General features: G+C 71.6%; 17 protein-coding genes, 1 rRNA gene and 2 pseudogenes. 10 read left to right on the top strand and 10 right to left on the bottom strand.

Annotated elements, in window-relative coordinates; translation table 11 throughout:
• Window positions 1–435 precede the first annotated feature (435 nt).
• The 3 genes from AB0O19_RS14520 to AB0O19_RS14510 all read left to right on the top strand — a co-directional run bounded on the left by AB0O19_RS14520 (window position 436) and on the right by AB0O19_RS14510 (window position 3,170).
• Window positions 436–639, top strand: a complete 204-nt coding sequence (locus tag AB0O19_RS14520; RefSeq protein WP_030918248.1) for a cold-shock protein — start codon at window positions 436–438, stop codon at window positions 637–639.
• A gap of 371 nt (window positions 640–1,010) precedes the next feature.
• The gene (locus AB0O19_RS14515; RefSeq protein WP_363619558.1) at window positions 1,011–2,576 is read left to right on the top strand and encodes a DEAD/DEAH box helicase; all 1,566 of its coding nucleotides are present in this window, start codon (window positions 1,011–1,013) and stop codon (window positions 2,574–2,576) included.
• A 213-nt stretch (window positions 2,577–2,789) separates the two neighbouring features.
• The gene (locus AB0O19_RS14510) at window positions 2,790–3,170 is read left to right on the top strand and encodes a CBS domain-containing protein (protein WP_363619556.1); all 381 of its coding nucleotides are present in this window, start codon (window positions 2,790–2,792) and stop codon (window positions 3,168–3,170) included.
• On the opposite strand, the pseudogene AB0O19_RS14505 reads toward AB0O19_RS14510, so the two are convergent.
• A pseudogene (locus AB0O19_RS14505) lies at window positions 3,160–3,408 on the bottom strand (TetR family transcriptional regulator); the annotation flags it as partial. The gene AB0O19_RS14510 and the pseudogene AB0O19_RS14505 sit on opposite strands and share 11 nt — an antisense overlap.
• Window positions 3,409–3,413: 5 nt before the next feature.
• Between AB0O19_RS14505 and AB0O19_RS14500 the strand changes: the two are divergent.
• Window positions 3,414–3,857, top strand: a pseudogene (locus tag AB0O19_RS14500) (amidase family protein); the annotation flags it as partial.
• Window positions 3,858–3,904: 47 nt separating this feature from the next.
• Here the strand turns inward: AB0O19_RS14500 and AB0O19_RS14495 are convergent.
• On the bottom strand, window positions 3,905–4,798 hold the full coding sequence (locus AB0O19_RS14495; protein ID WP_363619887.1) for an NADP-dependent oxidoreductase: 894 nt from the start codon (window positions 4,796–4,798) through the stop codon (window positions 3,905–3,907).
• A 79-nt stretch (window positions 4,799–4,877) separates the two neighbouring features.
• Between AB0O19_RS14495 and AB0O19_RS14490 the strand changes: the two genes are divergently transcribed.
• Together AB0O19_RS14490 and AB0O19_RS14485 are read left to right on the top strand one after the other, a co-directional pair.
• The gene (locus tag AB0O19_RS14490; protein ID WP_363619554.1) at window positions 4,878–5,465 is read left to right on the top strand and encodes a helix-turn-helix domain-containing protein; all 588 of its coding nucleotides are present in this window, start codon (window positions 4,878–4,880) and stop codon (window positions 5,463–5,465) included.
• Between the two features lie 139 nt (window positions 5,466–5,604).
• Window positions 5,605–6,045: a hypothetical protein gene (locus AB0O19_RS14485; protein ID WP_363619552.1), complete on the top strand. Its 441-nt coding sequence runs from the start codon at window positions 5,605–5,607 to the stop codon at window positions 6,043–6,045.
• A 37-nt stretch (window positions 6,046–6,082) separates the two neighbouring features.
• On the opposite strand, the gene AB0O19_RS14480 is transcribed toward AB0O19_RS14485, so the two are convergent.
• Window positions 6,083–6,388: a hypothetical protein gene (locus AB0O19_RS14480; protein WP_363583303.1), complete on the bottom strand. Its 306-nt coding sequence runs from the start codon at window positions 6,386–6,388 to the stop codon at window positions 6,083–6,085.
• A 325-nt stretch (window positions 6,389–6,713) separates the two neighbouring features.
• Here AB0O19_RS14480 and AB0O19_RS14475 point away from each other — a divergent pair, with 325 nt between their 5' ends.
• Window positions 6,714–7,454, top strand: coding sequence for a hypothetical protein (locus tag AB0O19_RS14475; protein WP_363619550.1), 741 nt, complete (start codon window positions 6,714–6,716; stop codon window positions 7,452–7,454).
• Between the two features lie 573 nt (window positions 7,455–8,027).
• Here the strand turns inward: AB0O19_RS14475 and AB0O19_RS14470 are convergent.
• On the bottom strand, window positions 8,028–8,417 hold the full coding sequence (locus AB0O19_RS14470; protein ID WP_363619548.1) for a phage tail protein: 390 nt from the start codon (window positions 8,415–8,417) through the stop codon (window positions 8,028–8,030).
• A gap of 572 nt (window positions 8,418–8,989) precedes the next feature.
• Window positions 8,990–10,282 carry an NAD(P)/FAD-dependent oxidoreductase gene (locus tag AB0O19_RS14465; RefSeq protein WP_363619546.1) on the bottom strand — a complete coding sequence of 431 codons (1,293 nt, stop codon included), beginning with the start codon at window positions 10,280–10,282 and terminating at the stop codon, window positions 8,990–8,992.
• Window positions 10,283–10,874: 592 nt separating this feature from the next.
• Here AB0O19_RS14465 and AB0O19_RS14460 point away from each other — a divergent pair.
• Window positions 10,875–11,369, top strand: a complete 495-nt coding sequence (locus AB0O19_RS14460; protein WP_363619544.1) for a cupin domain-containing protein — start codon at window positions 10,875–10,877, stop codon at window positions 11,367–11,369.
• Between the two features lie 119 nt (window positions 11,370–11,488).
• Here the strand turns inward: AB0O19_RS14460 and AB0O19_RS14455 are convergent, their stop codons facing one another.
• Window positions 11,489–12,958, bottom strand: a complete 1,470-nt coding sequence (locus AB0O19_RS14455; protein WP_363619542.1) for a carboxylesterase family protein — start codon at window positions 12,956–12,958, stop codon at window positions 11,489–11,491.
• A gap of 274 nt (window positions 12,959–13,232) precedes the next feature.
• Complete coding sequence (locus AB0O19_RS14450) at window positions 13,233–14,153, bottom strand: phenylalanine 4-monooxygenase (RefSeq protein WP_363619541.1); 921 nt, start codon at window positions 14,151–14,153, stop codon at window positions 13,233–13,235.
• A 264-nt stretch (window positions 14,154–14,417) separates the two neighbouring features.
• Here AB0O19_RS14450 and AB0O19_RS14445 point away from each other — a divergent pair, with 264 nt between their 5' ends.
• Window positions 14,418–14,876 carry a DoxX family protein gene (locus AB0O19_RS14445; protein ID WP_363619540.1) on the top strand — a complete coding sequence of 153 codons (459 nt, stop codon included), beginning with the start codon at window positions 14,418–14,420 and terminating at the stop codon, window positions 14,874–14,876.
• A gap of 111 nt (window positions 14,877–14,987) precedes the next feature.
• Here the strand turns inward: AB0O19_RS14445 and AB0O19_RS14440 are convergent, their stop codons facing one another.
• Together AB0O19_RS14440 and AB0O19_RS14435 are read right to left on the bottom strand one after the other, a co-directional pair.
• The gene (locus AB0O19_RS14440) at window positions 14,988–15,797 is read right to left on the bottom strand and encodes a metalloregulator ArsR/SmtB family transcription factor (protein WP_363619538.1); all 810 of its coding nucleotides are present in this window, start codon (window positions 15,795–15,797) and stop codon (window positions 14,988–14,990) included.
• 158 nt (window positions 15,798–15,955) lie between these two features.
• Entirely contained in the window at window positions 15,956–16,561 is a 606-nt protein-coding gene (locus tag AB0O19_RS14435; protein WP_363619537.1) for a TetR/AcrR family transcriptional regulator, read from the bottom strand.
• Between the two features lie 88 nt (window positions 16,562–16,649).
• On the opposite strand from AB0O19_RS14435, the gene AB0O19_RS14430 reads away from it, so the two are divergent.
• Entirely contained in the window at window positions 16,650–17,897 is a 1,248-nt protein-coding gene (locus AB0O19_RS14430; RefSeq protein ID WP_363619535.1) for an NADH:flavin oxidoreductase/NADH oxidase family protein, read from the top strand.
• Window positions 17,898–17,981: 84 nt separating this feature from the next.
• On the opposite strand, the gene rrf is transcribed toward AB0O19_RS14430, so the two are convergent.
• Window positions 17,982–18,073 (bottom strand): 5S ribosomal RNA (rrf, locus tag AB0O19_RS14425); the annotation flags it as partial.

The following is an 18,073-nucleotide window of genomic DNA, read 5'->3' as shown; positions in this document are numbered from 1 at the left end:
CTGCCGCGCCACCGCCCCCTCGCTCCCGGCGCCGCCGGCAGACCCGGCCGCGCCTTGATCACCTGGACCCGGAGGTGAGAAGTCTCGGAACACCCCGTGCAGCTTGAGCGAACTCCCCGTAGCCCGTCATTTCAGACGGCAGAATTGACACTTCCTGCCGTATGCGCCCGAGAGTGCAAGGGCGGTCTTTCCGAAGCCGGCCGCCCCCGGGGGAGGCTCCCGCGAAACCCGGGGTGAAATATTCGCCCATGGCGGGCCGGAGCCTGCTAGAGTCGTTTTAGTTGCAGTAGTGGTTCCCATGAACTTTGTGTGCGCCTGCTGATGTTTCGCAGGCGCATTTTTGTTTCCCGGCTCTTCCCCGGGTGGGTGCTCATCGCGGCGACTCGGAGCCTGCATGGTGCGGGCTTCGGACAGCCCCTTGAAGGAGATTTTTTTATGGCTAATGGCACTGTGAAGTGGTTCAACGCGGAAAAGGGCTTCGGCTTCATCGAGCAGGAGGGTGGCGGCCCGGACGTCTTCGCCCACTACTCGAACATCAACGCCAACGGCTTCCGTGAGCTGCTCGAGGGCCAGAAGGTCGAGTTCGACGTCACGCAGGGTCAGAAGGGCCCGCAGGCCGAGAACATTCGTCCGCTGTAGTTTTTCTGCCACGGCACCCGCCTAGCAGCGAGGGGCCCGCACCGCGTACATGTTGCCCGGTGCGGGCCTCTCGGCATTTGCGTCACGACGCATTCCCGGCCGTTCAGGCCCCCTGGCTCCGCCACCGGCGGCCATCCCCACGCGAGACGCACAGCGCCGCGTCCGGATCGGCGCCCTGCCGTGACAGCTCACGGTTCGAGGTCGTTCGCTCCCACCCCTCTCGGTGAGCGCCGACCGTAGGTGACGTGCCGCACGGTTCTACCGTCCACGCCCCGCCCGTCACACTTCCGGCCCGTTCCCTTGCGGTCTCCGTCGGCGCCCCGCGCCACGGGGCCTTCCTCGTGACGCGCCGCCCTGAGGAAGGTTTCCACGTGAACCGCTCCAGTCGCTCCTCGTACCAGAACGCCAACTCCCGCTCCGCCGCCGGCTCCCGCTCCGGCGCCAGCTCCGGTTCCCGCTCCGGCTCCGGCGGCAGCTCCTTCTACGGCTCCCGTCCGGCCGGCGGCCGGCGCCCCTCCGATCGAGGCCGCCGCCAGGACTCCTCCCCGCAGGGCGAGTTCGCGATGCCGGTGAGCACCACCCCGGCGCTGCCGGCCGTCGAGTCCTTCGACGAACTGGACATGCCAGCGGCCCTGTTGAAGACGCTGACCCGCCAGGGCGTCACCTCGCCGTTCCCCATCCAGGCCGCGACGCTGCCCAACTCGCTGGCCGGCCGCGACGTCCTCGGCCGGGGCCGCACCGGCTCCGGCAAGACCATCGCCTTCGGTCTCGCCGTCCTGGCCCGCACCGCCGGGCAGCGGGCCGAACCCCGCCGCCCGCTGGCCCTGGTGCTGGTCCCGACCCGCGAGCTCGCGCAGCAGGTCACCGAGGCGCTCACCCCCTACGCGCACTCGGTGCGGCTGCGGATGGCGACCGTGGTCGGCGGGATGTCGATCGGCCGCCAGGCGCAGGTGCTGAACCGCGGGGCGGAGGTCGTGGTGGCCACCCCCGGCCGGCTCAAGGACCTGATCCAGCGCGGCGACTGCCAGCTGGACGGGGTCGGCGTCACCGTCCTCGACGAGGCCGACCAGATGGCCGACATGGGCTTCCTGCCCCAGGTCACCGAGCTCCTCGAACAGGTCGCCGAAGGCGGCCAGACCATGCTGTTCTCCGCCACCCTGGACCGCAACGTCGACCGCCTCGTACGGCAGTTCCTGAACGACCCGGTCACCCACTCGGTGGACCCGTCCGCGGCGGCGGTCAGCACCATGGAGCACCACGTGCTGCACGTGCAGAACCACGACAAGAACGCCACGATCGCCCACATCGCCTCACGCGACGGCGGGGTGATCATGTTCACCGACACCCGGGACCGTGCCGACGCGCTGGTCGAGGACCTGCTCGCCAACGGGGTCAAGGCCGCGGCCCTGCACGGCGGCAAGTCCCAGCCCCAGCGCAACCGCACCCTGGAGCAGTTCCGCACCGGCCAGGTCACCGCGCTGATCGCCACCAACGTCGCCGCCCGGGGCATCCACGTCGACGGCCTCGACCTGGTCGTCAACCTGGACCCGCCGAGCGACCACAAGGACTACCTCCACCGGGGCGGCCGCACCGCCCGGGCCGGCGAGTCCGGCACCGTCGTCACCCTCGTCCTGCCCAGCCAGCGCCGCCAGATGGCCCGCATGATGACCACCGCCGGCATCACCCCCGTCACCACCAGGGTCCTCGCCGGCGACGAGGACCTGACCCTCATCACCGGCGCCCGCGTCCCCACCGGCGTGCCCGTCGTCATCGCCGACCCCGTCGTCGAGCGTCCGCGCCGCAGCGCGGCCGCGAACCGCGGCCGCCGCGGACGCCCCGCCTCCACCGGCAGCGACACCCGCGCGGCCTCCGGCCGCGACAACCAGGGCTCCTCCGGCCGCCGCCGGGCGCCCAGGCGCGTCGCCCTCGCCGCGTAGCACCCCGGCGCGGGCCCCGGTGCGCACCGGGCCCGCGCGGCCCTCCCAGGCCCTCCCAGGCTCTCCCAGGCCCTCCGAGGCACGCCACCCGGTTTCCACGACCACTGCACCCGGAAGCCGGAACCGGCCCCAGGCCCCCGGCCCCCACTCGCCCCTCCGCCAGTGCCCCGATCACCGCCGACCCCGGCGGAAGCGACACGAAGGAGTCCGCCCATGACCATCGCCCTCGACCACCCCGCAAGCACCGCCACGGTCGGCGACCTCATGAAACACCCGGAACTGCAGATCAGCGACGATGTCATGGTCGACACCGCGATGGACATCCTGCAGAGCTCCGGCACCGACCACCTGCTCGTCCGCGACGACGACGGCCGCTGCGCCGGGCTGCTGACCCGCCTGCACCTCGCGCCGTTCCAGGCCCGTTCCTGGTACACCGAGCGCACCCCGGTGCGCGACATCGTCCTCGACCGCGCCCCCTTCGCCACCACCGACATGCCCGCCACCACGGCGGCCGCCGCCATGCGCTCCCGCGGCCTGGACGCGTGGCCGGTGGTGGACCACGACGGCCGCGTCATCGGCCTGCTCAGCCTCTAGACACGATCCCCTGGACGATCCTCATCAGGCGCTCCCCCGCCCGGTCGACGCTTCCGTTCTGCGCGCAGACCTGTGCCCCTTCGAGCACGAAGCTGATCTCGGCCGCGGTCTGCGCCGGGTCGGGCGGCCGGGCCTCGGCGCACATGGCGACCAGCCTGCGCAGCTGGCGGGCCTTGTGCTCCTCGATCACCTGCCGCGCCGGGTCGGAGCGGTCGGGCAGTTCGGCGACGGAGTTGATGCTCGCTGCGGATCGGCGTCCTCGCCCAGGCGTGGGGAGGACGCCGGACCACCGCACCGGTGGCCGACGCCCTCTCCCGAACCGTGCGCCTGCTCGAATCCCTCGGACACCAGGTGGAGGAGGCCGGGGTCGGCCTCGGGGGCGGCTGGGAGGAGTTCGTCCTGGCCAACGCCCGTCTGATGGCGGCGAATCTCACCGCCATGGTCGGCTGGATCGACCGCCTCCTCGACCGCTCGCCGTTCACCGCGGCGTTCAACGTGGCGGGCACGCCCGCCACGTCCGTACCGCTGACGGCCGACACCGAGACGGGACTGCCGATCGGCATGCAGTTCGCCGCCGGGTACGGCCGCGAAGGCCGCCTCTTCCGCCTCGCCGGGCAACTCGAACAAGCGAGCCCGTGGTCGCACCGCACGCCCTCCGTGTGGGCGGGGAACGCCCCGGGCCGCTGACGAACGCCTCTGGGGGAGCCGGGTCGTACGACTGCGCAGGAATCGGCTCAGACGAGCACGACCCGGCGCCCCCGCGTGTGGCCGGCGTGGCTGTCGATGTGCGCCGCCGCGGCCTCGGCGAGCGTGTACGACTTCTCGACCGGGATGTGGAGCCTGCCCCGCGCGATGAGGTCGACGGCCTCGGCGAGCGCCTCCGGCATGCTCCCGGCCACGCCGGAGAACCGGACGCCGAACTGCGGCGCCGAGAGATCGGCGATGGAGATCACCTTCTGCGGATCCCCCGTCAGCTCGACGAGTTCGCGGATCACGCCCGAACCGGCCAGGTCGAGCGCCGCGTCGACCTGGCCGAGTTGCCGCACCCGCTCGACCCAGCCCTCGCCGTACGTCGTGGCGGCGGCACCCAGGCTGCGCAGGTAGTCCTGGTTCGCGGCCCCGGCCGTGCCGATCACCGTGATGCCGCGGTCGCGGGCGATCTGCAGCACCGCCGAGCCGACTCCGCCGGACGCGCCACTGGCCAGCAGCGTCTGCCCGGGCCGCACGCCGACCTGACGGATGATGCGCAGCGCGGTCTCCACCACGGAGGGATAGCCGGCCGCCTCTTCGAACGTCAGCCCTTCGGGCATCCGGGCCCAGGCCGACAGCACGGCGAACTCGGCGTAGGTGCTCAAGCCCTCGCCGAACACGTGGTCGCCGGCCTCGATCCCCTCGACGCCCTCGCCGACCTCGTCCACCACCCCCGAGGCGTCCTGCCCGACGCCGGAGGGCAACTCGATCGGATGGGCCTGGAGGAACTGGCCTTCGCGGATCCTCCAGTCGACGGGGTTGACGCCCGCCGCCCGTACGGCGATGCGGATCTGACCGGGGCCCGGGTCGGGCCGCTCGGCGTCGACGAGCTGCAGAACGTCCGGCCCGCCGAACTCGGCGAAGCTCACCTTCTTCATGTTCTTCATGCGGCCGACCGTAGCACTAACGGTTAGCGTTTAGGAACTGTTCCACCTTCGCATCTGCTAGCGTGAGGGCATGACCGTGCCGCCCGGACGCCGCGAACGCAAGAAGGCCGCGACCCGCGAGAAGATCGCCGACGCCGCCCTGCGGCTCTTCCTGGAACGCGGGTACGACGCGGTGGGAATCCGGGACGTGGCCGCCGAAGCCGACGTGGCCGTCACCACGCTCTTCTCCCACTTCGCCTCGAAAGAGGCCCTGGTGTTCGAGCGGGACGACGACTTCGAGCAACGCCTCACCCGAGCGGCCACCACCCGGGCGCCGCACGAGCCGCTCATCCCCGCGCTGCGCCACGAGATCCACGCCCTGGTGCGCCATTGCACGGCGGACGCCGCCGCCCCGATCTGGCGCATGATCGAGGAATCCCCCGCCCTGCGGGAGTACGAGGAGTCGATGAGGCTGCGCCACGCGGACTCGCTGGCCACGGCCATCGCCACCGACCTCGGCCTGCCGCAGACCACGACGGCCTGCCGGGCGATCGCGAGGTTCGCGATCGACGCCTACACGCTGGCCCGCGAGGCGGCCGATCCGGAGGCCGCGGTGGACGAGATCTTCCTGATGATCGAGGCGGCCTGGGAGGTCACCGGCCCTGCTCGACGCGCGTGAAACGTCGCGGAGCAGCCCCACAACCGCGCCGAAGGCCCCTTCGACAACTCGAAGGGGCCTTCGGAGGGGCCTTCTTGTCTGCAACACATCTACGGCGGTTATTTGTGTTCAGGATCCGGGGCTGCAAGGGTGTTGCACCATGAGGATCACGATCACCGTGGAGAATCCGACCCCCGAGGCGCTGGAGAAGCTGCTCGCCTTCGCCACCATGCCGGACGCCGTCGTGACGGCGCTGCCCGACGACCGCTGGACACCGGAGCGGGCCCGCTCGTACTACGACCGCCTGCCGCCCCGGGCGCAGCAGATCCTGCTTCAGGTCGTCGAAGGCGACGGCGAGTGTGCCGCAGAGGAGCTGAAGGCGAACGGCCGCAGCCTGCGGGGGTCCACCGGCGCGTTCCGCCGCGTCCTCTCCGAGGGCAAGCGGACCGGCCTCTGGCCGGACGCCCTGCCCGTGCCGCTGGTGTCCCACGTCGTCGGCGGGCAGCTCAAGAAGCTCGAAATGCCCGGATTCGGCACCGACCAGTACCCGCACTCGGCCTTCGAGGAGGGATTGCGTGACGCCCCGGCCCGCGATCGCTGATCGCCCGGGAAGCCACTCATGTGCACACCCCCACCAGTCAGTTGTCGCTGTTGACGTTGGCGAGGGCGGCGCTGTAGCCCGTGGGACAGTACAGGATGTCGGAGCCGTCGCCGGTGTGCCAGCGGCCGTTGACCGTCTGCCGGATGCCCTTGACGCTGTCGCTTTCACAGATCAGGACGAGTTGCCAGTGGTTCTTCGGGGCGCTGGTCTGGCAGTTGACGGAGCCCCAGTTCTGGCCCTGGTTGGTGACGCAGTAGGAGATCGCCGAGGCTGACGGCGCGGCGATCAGCCCCGCCCCCATGAGCAGTGCCGCCCCGGTGCCGATGGCTGCGATTCGACGCATGACCTTCTCCTTGCCGTAGATCCGACAGCATGTGCGGTCAGCATTCCGAAGATGTGAATGCGCGTATACATGAACAGCACAACTGGCCGAAACCGGACCCTTCCGCTTCGGTTCGGTGGCGCGCCGACCTGCAGTGCAGGTGAGGGCCTGCGGTGCAGATGAGGGTGCGGGGAGGGCGTAGCAGTCTGGTGACATAGCAGGGTCTGTTTCGTCGACTGCTCGCACTAACTTCGTTCCCGTACGCAGCCACGTTGCTCCTGGTCCCCGCAGGAGGGGCCACAGGCAACTCGCTGTTCCTCACCCGTACTTCGCTCAGGAGCACCGCATGTCGACCTTAACGAACCGCCGCTCGTCCGCCGTCCGCACGCTGGCCGGTTCCGCCCTGGCGGCCGCCCTGCTGGTGTCCACCGCGACAGCTTGCTCCAGCCCGTCCCCCGCGAACCAGACCGCCGCGCCGGCCGCCACGCCCACCACGCCCAGCGCGCAGGGCACCACCCCGCCGGCCGCTGCGCCCAGTGCTCCCACCACTCCCGACGCCACCGCGCCGGCCGGCACGCCGGCCGCGCCCCCCGCGCCCGGAACCGCCCCACCGGCTGCCACGCCCACCGCGCGCCACACCACCACGCCGCCGGCCGCCCCGCCCAAGGGGACGTCCCCGGTCCGCACCCAGAAGCTGGTGGACGGCAGCACGGCCGAGATCCGCGCGACCGGCAACCAGAACTACGTCGCCAAGATCGTCAACAACGGTACGGAATACGGCACGCTGGAGACGCACGACTCCGACGCCGGGGTCGACTTCAACGACATGTTCATCGTGCTCTCGATGGACGGCACGGCCCACTCCTGGATGGGCGGCGGACACCAGGGGCCGGGCACGTTCAAGCTCGCGGGCGGCTGGACGGCCAAGGTCACGAAGATCGGCGAACTCCACTACCGCGCGCAGATCCTCGGCAACGACGGCGCGGTGAACGGCACGCTGGAGGCGAACCAGCAGGACGCCGGAGCCGTCGCCAACGGCGTGTACATGGTGCTCAGCACCGGCGGTGAGATCAGCGCCAACATGTGAACATGACAAGGTCGTGCTATGAATGCCCAGGAACCCGCCGGCGGGCCGCCGGCGGAAACCTCCGGGGCCGCCCGGCCAGCCGAACGAGTGAAGCCCGCGGCGGCCGCTCCCCGCGCGGCCCCGCCGCCCACGCCGGCGCCAGCAGCAGGCTCGCAGCCTGCCTGACGACCGCGCTCGAACAGGCTCTCGCCGCCCGTGCGCTGGGCTGCGCCGCCCTGCCGACCGCAGTGAGACCGGAATCGGTAGTTGGCCCTTGAGAATGCTTGTTGGCCACTGAATGGAGCTGGACTACAGCGAGCAGTCGCGCCGGGTGGCGATTGATGGCCTGTCGCCGTGCAGTTGTCACGGGATCAGAAGGGCGGCCGACCCCCGAAGCCGTGGTCGCGCGAAGAGGTCGTGGTTGAGCAGGCCGACCAGCAGATCCGAGGGGACCGGTCGCGGGATGCCGGTCAGGTCAGCGCGTGGCCGGGGCTCAGTGCTAACGGTTGGCCCGCCAGAACCAAGGCCGTAGAGGGCGCGGGTAGGCCAGCCGAGGAGCTGGATCTTCGAGTCGCTCCTCGGCAAGCCACTTCCTTACTCCTCGATGACCTTGGCGCATGCGATGGTCACCGTGTCGATGGCGCCGTCCGCGCCCCAGGCAGCCGAAGCCCAGGCTTCGACGAGGAGGAAGGCCCGAACGGGCTTCGACGCGGAGTCAAGCAGCGCAAGGTTCAGCCCCCGAGCGGCGTCGGGGTTCTGACTGGTCCGCTTGATCCAGTCCGTGAACGCTTTGCTCTTGTCCCTGCCTCGGGTGATGGTCACCTCTCCGCTGTCAACAGGGCCGGGCCTGGTCACGGGCCCCGTGCCAGGGGACACCTGCTGAATTTCGATGTCACCCTTGTCGACCGCCAGGCCGGAGACGCTCTGGAGTGTCTCTACCTGGCTGCCGTCGATCCAGACGGCGAACGTCAACTGATCGCTCATAACCCCTCCATCGTTGTCGGGCACGCACCAAACGGGCGCCGTGACGATCATCCCGCGCCCGGGGGTGTCTGGGCGGCAAACCGCTCAACGCTCCTTCGCCAGGTTGTCGTCCTCGTTGGCGGCTGGGATGCCCTGCGGCAGGCCCTCGACGGTGCGACCCGAACCCTCCTCGATCGGGTCAATCCCGACGCGTGAATAGCCCCTGCTAACCCTCCGTGACAAATCCGCTCGGGCTGGCCAACTACGACTTCCCACAGGGGCCAACTAGCGCTTCCGGTCACACGCAGTTCCCGACCGGCCGGAGGGCGTACCCGCCGCGGCGGCGCGGTGCTCGAAAACTCCCCGTTCGACCCGGGCACGCCCGGAGGTGACCTACTTGAACCCCACGTTCGAACAGCGTCATCATCTGTCCCCTGCCGACCACACGGCCACCCCAACTCGGCTTCCCTGAGGCCGGTTTGGACTGCCCCGGCGACCACCCGGATGACCGGCTCGGCAGCCGATGTTCCTGACGATCCGTCACCACGGGTGGGCCGCAGTCCAGCACCAGGCCCCACCCCCGCCCCGAACGTCTACCTCTGGCCGACCCGCTGTCGGCCGGTTCGCCGGGAGGCGGCCACGACGGAGAAGGCGTACTCCCGCATCCGGAGCTCGTAGGCACGTACGCCGTCCACGAGCGGCGTGCCGGAGGCCGCGGCCCCGGCCAGGGTCCGCGTCAGCTCGGCGGCGTCGCGGATCGCGGTGTTCGCGCCCATCGCCAGCACCGGGCTCATGGCGTGGATCGCGTCCCCGAGCAGGGTGACGGGGCCCGGCTCCCACGGCGGTACGGGGCTCGCCGTGGAGATGCGCAGCGGGAACAGCGAGTCGGTCTCCCAGCGGTCCAGGAGGCGGTGCACATCGGCGTGCCAGTCGTCGCCCACCAGGCGTCCGGCCAGCTCGCGCAGGGCGGGGCCGTCGAGACCGCGCAGCGCTTCGAACGAGGGCATGGCGGGGTGGTCCGCCGGCGCTCCCACCAGGCAGGCGACGTAGTCGCCGACGGGGGTGAGGGGGACGGGCGGCGTGTGTGCCCGGCCGGCGGCACCGGGAGGGCGGGTGAACCGCACGGGCCCGAAGCCGACGTGCGGACTTCCCGGCCCACCGGTCACCACGGTGAAGATGCTGTCGAACACCCACGGCGGCAGTGCGGCCGCGGCCCCGGCGGCCGCTGCGCCCGTCTCCGCCTCTCCGACCTCTCCGGCCTCCCCCGCATCTCCAACCCCGGTTTCCGGCGCATCCAGCGGGATCCTGCCGTAGATCAGCCGCAGTCCGGCGTCCTCGACCCGGGCGTGCGGCAGCAGCTGCCGGCGTACCGCCGATCCGACCCCGTCCGCGCCGACCAGGAGGTCGGCGCTCGCGCTGCGGCCGTCGGCGAACCGCACGGTGACCGTTCCGTCCTGCTCCTTCTCCCAACTCAGCAGTTCCGCGCCGTAGCGCACGGTGTCCGCCAGGCCGGAGAGCAGGATCTGGCGCAGCGTCGGCCGGTTGAACGCGTACGAGCGGTACGGGCGAGCGGTGCCGTCGGTGGGACCGGGGTCGGGCGCGGTGGGCCGGTCCGCGAGCGTGCCCAGGTGGCGGTCACGGACGGAGACCCGGGCGGGCGGCGAGGCCGCGGTCGCCAGGCCCAGCCGGAAGAGGTGCTCCGGCAGGCAGCGTTCCAGGCCCGCGAGCCCGGGTTCGTCGAGCTGGACGCGGTAGCCCTGCGGCCTCGCGTCCGGGTGGTGGTCCCGCTCGTACACGGCGACGTCGAAGCCGCGGGCGCGCAGCCCGTGAGCGAGGGTGAGGCCGCCGAGTCCGGCGCCGGCGATGATGACATGGTGCTGGTGCACAGTCTTCTGCCTTCGTTGTGGTCACGAAGGAAGCACTGGGGTTCCGCGAAGGGAACAAACACCACGAGAGCGCCGCTCAGAAACACCATTCAGGAGCGATTTTTCGCGCATTCCGTTGAATCTGGACCCAGAGTAGCAGTGAGCCGCCGGGTGGAGGGGATCCACTGGCGTTCCGGTCCGGGGAGGGTGGCCCCCGGGCGTCGCGCGGCGGGGTGCCGACCCGCCGCGCGAAACAGCCCGCGCGGACTTGTGGCGCGCAGGTCCTCCGGTTCCTGCCGCTGGCCCCGCCCGTCGCGGGCCGCCGCCAGGCTGCTGCGGGTGCGCCGACGGCCACCTCGGCGCACCGTGGACCTATGGCCCTCGTCGGGCCGCCGGGGCCTGCCGACGCCTGGGTCCGCTTGGGCCGCGAAGAGCCGGTGGAGCCGCCAGGCCCCGCCCCGCAGGGTGCTTCGGACGTGCTCGGCGCCCTCGGGCCGAACGCCGCCCTGCCCATCAACGTCGGCAGCCGGCCGGGCACACCTCGTATGCGTCGCCGGGGCGACGGACCGGACCACCGACCGATCACGCGAATGTCTCGAAAGGGAAATCCGCCATGTCCTACCCAACAGCTCACTACTGGGGCGAATCGGGCGAGAATACGGCAAATCTCCGTTTCGGCGCCACCGCGCCGGACGTGTTGATCGGCGCGGGGGGAACAAGCGTCCACTACCTGGTCGACACGCCCTCCGCGAACAAGACGTTCGGCCTGTACCGATTGGACATGGGACCCCGACCGACAGGCCCCGCTCCACATTTCCACCGGACCATGTCCGAGTCCTTCTTCGTCCTGTCCGGGATCATGCGCCTGTACGACGGTGAACGATGGATCGACGCCGAGGCGGGTGACTTCCTGCACGTGCCGGAGGGCGCCGTGCACGGCTTCCGCAACGAGTCCCACGAACCGGCCTCGATGCTGATGCTCTTCGTGCCGGGCGTGCCACGTGAATCGTTCTTCGAGGAGATCTCGGAGATCGCGGCCCAAAAACGCCCGATGAGCGACGCGGAATGGGCGGAACTCTACGGCCGGCATGACCACTACCTGGCCTGACCGGCCCGTCCGGCCAGGGATCGGCTCGGGCAGGGAGACCCTGGACCGGGCCCGGGCGGTAGGGCCCGCAGCCTGCGGCGTGCGGCTGTTCCCCACCCTCGGGACGGGCGCGGCCGGTGTCAGCCGAAGTGCCGGACGGTCGCCGAATCGGCGGGTTCGTAGGGGTGCCACTGGTCCGCGGCGGGACGGCCGGTGGCGACGAAGGCGGCGATCGCGCGGGAGAAGGTGTCGCCGAGCGAGCGGACGGCGGCGGTGGCCTCGCCGAGCATGGGGCTGTCGGGGTAGGCGTCGAAGGTGTCGAAGAAGAAGGGGAGTTCGACGCAGTGCGCGGCGCCCAGGCCTGCGGGGTCGGGTACCGGGACGTGGTCGAACCGGTAGACGTAGGTCGGGTTTCCGGCCGCGGCGTGGCGGTCGGCGATGGCCAGGGTGTCGTCACGGAAGACGAGCCCGGTCTCGAACTCGGTGAGGATGTCGGCCGGGGTCGCGTTCGGCCGCCGGGCCGCGATGCGGTCGTACCGCTCGTCGCCGCCGTCGGCCCGGCCGGCCGCGATCGAGCGGGCCCGGTCGGCGGTGATCTCCCGGATGCGGGGGGCGAAGGCGAAGAAGGAGGCCACCTCGTTCCTGGTGGTGCCGGTCAGCAGGCCTTTGCCGTCGAGGCGTCCGTCGACCAGCGCCTGCTGCCACGTCGCGGGGATCCCGGAGGCGCCGAGGACGGGGTACATGGGCGGGGCGACGTTGCCCGGGCGGGCGGCCTCCCGGGAGAGCTGCTGGTAGGCGGCCAGGAGCCGGTCGGCCGGGACGGCGCGCAGCGCGGCACCCCGGTCCCGGGTGCCGTCCGGGCCGAGGATGCCGAGGATGCCGAGGAAGCGCCGGGCGTGGTCGCCCGCCTCCTCGGGGTCCTGCGGGGCGAGCCCGAAGGGACCGCTCTGGGCGATGACCCGGTTGACGAGCGCGCCGGTGGTCGGGGAGACGGCGAGGTAGAGGGCGGAGAACGCCCCGGCGGACTGGCCGCCGACGGTGAGGCTGCCGGGGTCGCCGCCGAAGGCCGCGATGTTGCGCCGCACCCAGGCGAGGACGGCGGCCTGGTCCTGCACGCCGAGGTTCTCGATGCCGAGGTCCGGCAGGTAGAGGTAGCCGAGCGGGCCGAGGCGGTAGTTGGCGGTGACGACGACGGCCCGGCCGGCGGCGGCCAGGTGCCGGCCGTCGTACCAGTCCCAGCCGCCGGACCCGCTGGTGAACCCGCCGCCGTGGAACCACACCAGGACGGGCAGGGCGCCCGGGGCGGACCCGTCCGCAGGCGGACGAGGGGTCCACACGTTCAGCGTGAGGCAGCCGTCCTCGTCCCAGTCGGGGGTGCGTGGCCCCATGACGGCTTCGAGCCGGGAGGGGCTCTGCGGGACGGACGGGCCCGGGCGGTCGGCGTCCCGGACGCCCGACCAGGCGGGGTGCGGCACGGGGGCGGCGAAGCGCCGCTCGCCCACGGGCGAAGCAGCGTAGGGGATGCCGCGGAACGCGGCGACGCCGTCCTCGACGGTGCCTCGGACGCTGCCCGACTCGATGGTCACGACGGGGCTCTCGCTCAGGGTCATCGGTGTCGCCTTCCTTGCAGACGTGGGACGGCTCCGGTCTATCGCTATCGCCGTGAGATGGGAAGACGCGAGGTTCGGCTCTCTCTGCGCGTCTACGGCACCTGTCGAACTCGGCCGTAGGCGATGCATATCGGCCACGATCGCATCGTTCCGTCACCAGCTGCGCACGCGCCATCGCCGACGCCCTCACCGTCAACGGGCTCCTGACCGCCAACGGGGACCTCGATGCCTGGTACCGGCCGAACAGCGAGCACAAGGCTCCCGGCCCTGGTCCTCAGCGCCGGCCTGGGCGGGCCATGAAGCCGCGTTCGTGCAGCGGGGGCATGCGGCGGCGTTCGCGGGTCGTTTCGTCGAAGTCGTCGAGGAAGTCGTGCAACTGCTCCGCCACGCGGGTCAGGGAGGGTAATGCGAACAGGACCGGCTGGTAGCCGGCCACTTGGTAGGGCAGGCGAACGAGCTCGGCGAGGTTCCAGGGGCGGATGTCGGCCCGGGTGAAACGACGCAGCTCGCCGTAGGAGGAGAGCAGGGCTGCCCCGTACGCCTTGGGGCGGCCGCCTTCGAGGACGAGGCCGTATTCGAGGGTGAACCAGTAGACGCGGCTGATCAGGTCCAGCGCGTCCCGGGAGCGGACGCGGGTGGCGGCCCGGCCCACCGTGCGGTACAGGTCCGCAAAGAACGGGTCCGCGAGGTGGATGCCGTGGCCGAACACGTCGTGCATCACGTCCGGCTCCGGCGTGTACAGGGGCATCGCGGGATGCCGCACGTACTGCACCGCGTGGAAGTAGCCGTCCGCCATGGCACCCAGGAAGCGCTCGTTGGGCACGATCCCGCCGGCCGGGGTGAAACGGAAGCCCGTCAGCGCCTGCAGCCGGTCCGAGACTTCCTCGTGCTGCGGCACGCCGCCGTGGGCATGCACCGGCGCAACCTCCCTGGCCCGCAGGACCTGCTCGCAGGCACCTCGTGTCTGGGCGCTCCAGACCGCGGCGCGGACGGTGCGCCAGGTGGCGTTCTCGGCCTCGGTGTAGCGCACCCGGGGCGAGGGATCCCCCACCCGGTGGCCCTCGGCTCGGGCCGCGATCGCATTCCTGCGCCGCACGTAGGCGCCGTCCGCGAGACCGGGGTGCTCCCCGGCCGCTCCCAGCCGCGCACCCCGGGTGTCCAGCGGCGTCCTGTCCGTCCAGTCGAGATCGACCACGAGTACCGTCCTGTGTCCGCCCGCACCCCGACCGACGATCGGTCGGCCGCTGCTCATCCTCACCGGTGACCACCACCGCGCACCAGCACCCGCGCGCCGCAGCAGCCGAAGGGCCGGTCCGCGGACGGCAGGCCGTCGACGAGCTGTCGGCGCTGGGGCCGGGGCCGGGTTGTCGGAAAACCTCTCCTCCCGGGACCGATGAGTTCGGGCGGCGGCGGCGGTCATACCTGGGAAAGCAACGACAGCCGACCGGGGAGACCTGAGATGTCCAGCACCGCCACCGCCACTGCTACCGCCGCTACCAATGCCACCGCCGCCACCGCCGCCACCGCCGTCGCCACGAAGTCCGGCAAGGCCGTGGTCCGGGTGGTCTGGACGCTGCGGATCCTGCTCGCGCTCTTCTTCGCCGTGGCCAGCGCGCTGCCAAAGCTGCTCGCGGTCCCCGCCGCCACGACCGTCTTCGACGCCATGGGTGTGGGCCACTGGTTCATGTACCTGACCGGGCTGGTGGAGCTGGCCGGAGCGGTCGGGCTGCTGGTCCACCGACTGGCCGGGCCGGCAGCCACGGCGCTGATCGTCTTCCTGGTGTTCGCGTTCGTCACCCAGCTCACCGCGATGCACGGCGAGAACGCCGGGACCCCGTTCATCTTCATGGTGCCGCTGGCCGTCATCGCCTGGAACCGGCGCGCCGAGACCGCCGAACTGCTCGGCCGCCGACGCTGACCAGTGCAGCGGCCGGTTCGGATGGGCGTCGCCGTGCCACCCGTCCGAACCGCGACGCCCATCCGAACGGCTGCGCTGCGTGCGCGGTGGTGCGGCCGAGTCTGTCGGCGGTCAGCCTTCGTGGACCGGCTGCCCGGCGGTGGGCAGGGCTTCGCCCGTCTCCAGCAGTGTCTTGAGGCTGGAGAGGATGGCCGGCCAGCCCTGGCTGCACATCGAGCGCAGGGTCCCGGCAGGGTCGAAGTCCTCGTGGGTGACGGTCAGCTTCACCTGGTTGCCGTGCGGCACCAGCTCGAAGGTGACCTTCGAGCGGCGTTCCGCGGCCAGTTCCGCGCGCAGTTCCTCGCCGACACCGACCGTCCGGGCCCACTGCGGGCTGAAGGTGTGCCAGGTGTAGGAGAGCCGCCGGTACGGCTCGTGGACGAGTACGACCTGCTCCGGGTCGGCGGTCCGTGCGCCGCGCTCGACCCAGACGACGGGTGAGCCTTCGGCCCAGTCGGTCTCAAGGCGCACGCCCCAGTAGCGCTCGGTGAAGGCGGGGTCGGTGAGCGCCTGCCAGAGCCGCTCGGGTGTGGTGTTGATGTACGTCGTGTAGACGAAGGCGTTGTTGTCCACGGGTGGCTGCTCCAGTGCTCTCTTCAGATCGGCGAGCGCGGCGGCCCGCCCGCGGTCGAACTGGCTGATCCAGCGGTCCGCGATGGCGTTGATCGGAGCGGCGTTCAGGTAGTGCAGCTTCTCTCGGCCCTGCCGCACGGTGGTCACCAGCTCGGCGGCCTCCAGCAGGGCGAGGTGCTTGCTGACCGACTGCCGGGCCATGTCCAACCCGGCGCACAGCTCCCGCAGGCTCTGCCCGTTGTGGGCGCGCAGGCGGTCCAGCAGCCGGCGGCGGCTGGGGTCGGCCAGGGCCTTGAATATCTCGTCCATCCGACGCCATCCCCCATCAGGCAGCCGAACAGCTGCCTTTTCACATTAGGCAGCTGTTCGGCTGCCTGTCAACGGCGATGCCCGGCACACCGGCGCCGCGATGGCCGGCGAGCCGACCGGCCAGCCCGCCGCCCCAGTGGGGATGGCCTCGTCCCGGATCAGCGGGGCGGTTCCGCCCCGGAGCGGGTCCGGGCGGTGCCCAGCAGCGCGCGGACGGCCGCCCGGACGCGGTCGTCCGCTGCGGCGGGATCAGCGGCGTCGAGCTTTCCGTCGAGGTGGAGGAAGGCCAGGCCGTGGACCAGCGCCCACACGGCGGCGGACATCGCCTCACGGTCGGTACCGGGGAAGGTGTCGCCGACGATTCCGCCGACGTAGTCCCACATCGCCGCGGTCGCCGCGGCCCGTTCCGCGTCCGCGGGGTCGCAGGGTTCGGCGAACATCACCCGGAACAGCGCGGGCCGGTCGACGGCGAAGCGGACGTAGGCGGCGGCGACGGCGGCGAGGTCCTCGGGCTCGCGCGGAGCGGGGTGCGCGGCGACGAGGCGCTCGGCGAGTTCGCGGTACCCCTGCGCGGCGACGGCGGAGAGCAGCGCCTCGCGGTCGGCGAAGTGACGGTAGGGGGCGGTCGCCGAGACGCCGGCCCGGCGGGCGACGGCACGCAGTGACAGTGCCGCGCTGCCGTCCTCCTCCAGGAGGTCACGGGCTGCGCGCAGGCAGGCGGCCCGCAGGTCGCCGTGGTGGTACGAGCCGGTCTGCTGTGGCATGGGTCACCCTCGCTTATGTTTGCACTGCTTACATCACCGTCCTAATGTGAACAGTGCAAACATTCTAGTCCAGGGCGAGGAGACCCCCATGGCGGACGACCTGTTCACGACACTGCGGCTGGATTCGGGCGCGGTTCTGCCCAACCGGATCGCGAAGGCGGCCATGGAGGAGAACCTGGCCGGCGACGGCCAACTGCCCGACCGGCGGCTGTTCGACCTCTACCGCAACTGGTCCGCGGGTGGCAGCGGCCTCCTGATCACCGGCAACGTCATGGTCCACGCCGAGGCGCTCACCGGCCCGGGCGGCGTCGTCCTCGATGCCGCCGCACCCCTGGAACCCTTCACCGAGTGGGCCCGGGCCGCCAAGTCCGGCGGCGCCGCGGTGTGGATGCAGATCAACCACCCGGGCCGCCAAGTGCCCTCCGGCCTGCCCGGCGTGGTCTGGGGCCCCTCCGACGTCGGCGTCGACCTCGGTCGGCACAGCGGCCGCTTCGGCCGCCCCACCACCATGACTCCCAATCAGATCACCACCACCGTCGAGCGTTTCGCCACCACCGCCCGCCGCGCCGCCCAGGCCGGCTTCGACGGCGTGGAGATCCACGCCGCCCACGGCTACCTGCTGTCGCAGTTCCTCTCCCCGCTCGTGAACACCCGTACCGACGCCTGGGGCGGCTCACCGGCCAACCGCGCCCGGATGCTGCTGGACGTGGTGCGGGCCGTCCGCTCCGCCGTACCACCCCAGTTCGCCGTCGCCGTGAAAATCAACTCCGCCGACTTCCAGCGCGGCGGCTTCGACGCCGACGACGCCCGGCAGGTGATCGCCATGCTCGCTCCCCTCGATGTCGACCTGGTCGAACTCTCCGGCGGCAGCTACGAGAGCCCCGCGATGACCGGCCGCCCCGCCGACCAGCGCACCCGCTCCCGCGAGGCCTACTTCCTCGACCTGGCCGCCGACCTGGTCCGCACCAGCCCGCTCCCGCTCATGCTCACCGGCGGCATCACCCGCCGCGAGACCGCCGAACAGGTCCTCGCGGACGGCGTCGCGGTGATCGGCATGGGCACCGCCCTCGCCGTCACCCCCGACCTTCCCCTCCGCTGGGCCACCGGCGCCGAGGCCGACCGCACCCTGCGCCCGGTGACCTGGTCCGACAAGGCACTCGCCTCCGCCGCCGGCATGGCCCAGGTCCGCCACCAGTTGCGCCGCCTTGCCTCCGGCCGGGCCCCCTCCCCCGGCACCCGCCCGGCCGTGGCCCTGCTCGTCGAACAGCTCCAGCAGCGCAAGGCCCTGCGCCGCTACCGCGCCTGGCTGGACACCCGCCGGCCCGAAGCTGCGTAGCCGTCAGTGGGGGGGGACCCATTACCCCGGAAATGCAGAGAACCCCCATCCGGTTTCCCGGATGGGGGTTCTCTGTGAATGATTGTTCGGCGGCGTCCTACTCTCCCACAGGGTCCCCCCTGCAGTACCATCGGCGCTGTAAGGCTTAGCTTCCGGGTTCGGAATGTAACCGGGCG

Origin of the sequence: Kitasatospora sp. NPDC091276 (assembly GCF_040684355.1) — a bacterium.
Taxonomy (GTDB): domain Bacteria; phylum Actinomycetota; class Actinomycetes; order Streptomycetales; family Streptomycetaceae; genus Kitasatospora.
This window is presented reverse-complemented; position numbering and strand designations above follow the sequence as displayed.

What these genes read in the sequence shown, in the direction of transcription:
- AB0O19_RS14480 (WP_363583303.1), bottom strand. Translation starts at nt 6,388, where the DNA reads ATGCGTCGAATCGCAGCCATCGGCACCGGGGCGGCACTGCTCATGGGG.
- AB0O19_RS14455 (WP_363619542.1), bottom strand. Translation starts at nt 12,958, where the DNA reads ATGACCCTGAGCGAGAGCCCCGTCGTGACCATCGAGTCGGGCAGCGTC.
- AB0O19_RS14470 (WP_363619548.1), bottom strand. Translation starts at nt 8,417, where the DNA reads ATGAGCGATCAGTTGACGTTCGCCGTCTGGATCGACGGCAGCCAGGTA.
- AB0O19_RS14520 (WP_030918248.1), top strand. Translation starts at nt 436, where the DNA reads ATGGCTAATGGCACTGTGAAGTGGTTCAACGCGGAAAAGGGCTTCGGC.
- AB0O19_RS14490 (WP_363619554.1), top strand. Translation starts at nt 4,878, where the DNA reads ATGACCGTGCCGCCCGGACGCCGCGAACGCAAGAAGGCCGCGACCCGC.
- AB0O19_RS14475 (WP_363619550.1), top strand. Translation starts at nt 6,714, where the DNA reads ATGTCGACCTTAACGAACCGCCGCTCGTCCGCCGTCCGCACGCTGGCC.
- AB0O19_RS14510 (WP_363619556.1), top strand. Translation starts at nt 2,790, where the DNA reads ATGACCATCGCCCTCGACCACCCCGCAAGCACCGCCACGGTCGGCGAC.
- AB0O19_RS14440 (WP_363619538.1), bottom strand. Translation starts at nt 15,797, where the DNA reads ATGGACGAGATATTCAAGGCCCTGGCCGACCCCAGCCGCCGCCGGCTG.
- AB0O19_RS14445 (WP_363619540.1), top strand. Translation starts at nt 14,418, where the DNA reads ATGTCCAGCACCGCCACCGCCACTGCTACCGCCGCTACCAATGCCACC.
- AB0O19_RS14435 (WP_363619537.1), bottom strand. Translation starts at nt 16,561, where the DNA reads ATGCCACAGCAGACCGGCTCGTACCACCACGGCGACCTGCGGGCCGCC.
- AB0O19_RS14495 (WP_363619887.1), bottom strand. Translation starts at nt 4,798, where the DNA reads ATGAAGAAGGTGAGCTTCGCCGAGTTCGGCGGGCCGGACGTTCTGCAG.
- AB0O19_RS14485 (WP_363619552.1), top strand. Translation starts at nt 5,605, where the DNA reads ATGAGGATCACGATCACCGTGGAGAATCCGACCCCCGAGGCGCTGGAG.
- AB0O19_RS14430 (WP_363619535.1), top strand. Translation starts at nt 16,650, where the DNA reads ATGGCGGACGACCTGTTCACGACACTGCGGCTGGATTCGGGCGCGGTT.
- AB0O19_RS14460 (WP_363619544.1), top strand. Translation starts at nt 10,875, where the DNA reads ATGTCCTACCCAACAGCTCACTACTGGGGCGAATCGGGCGAGAATACG.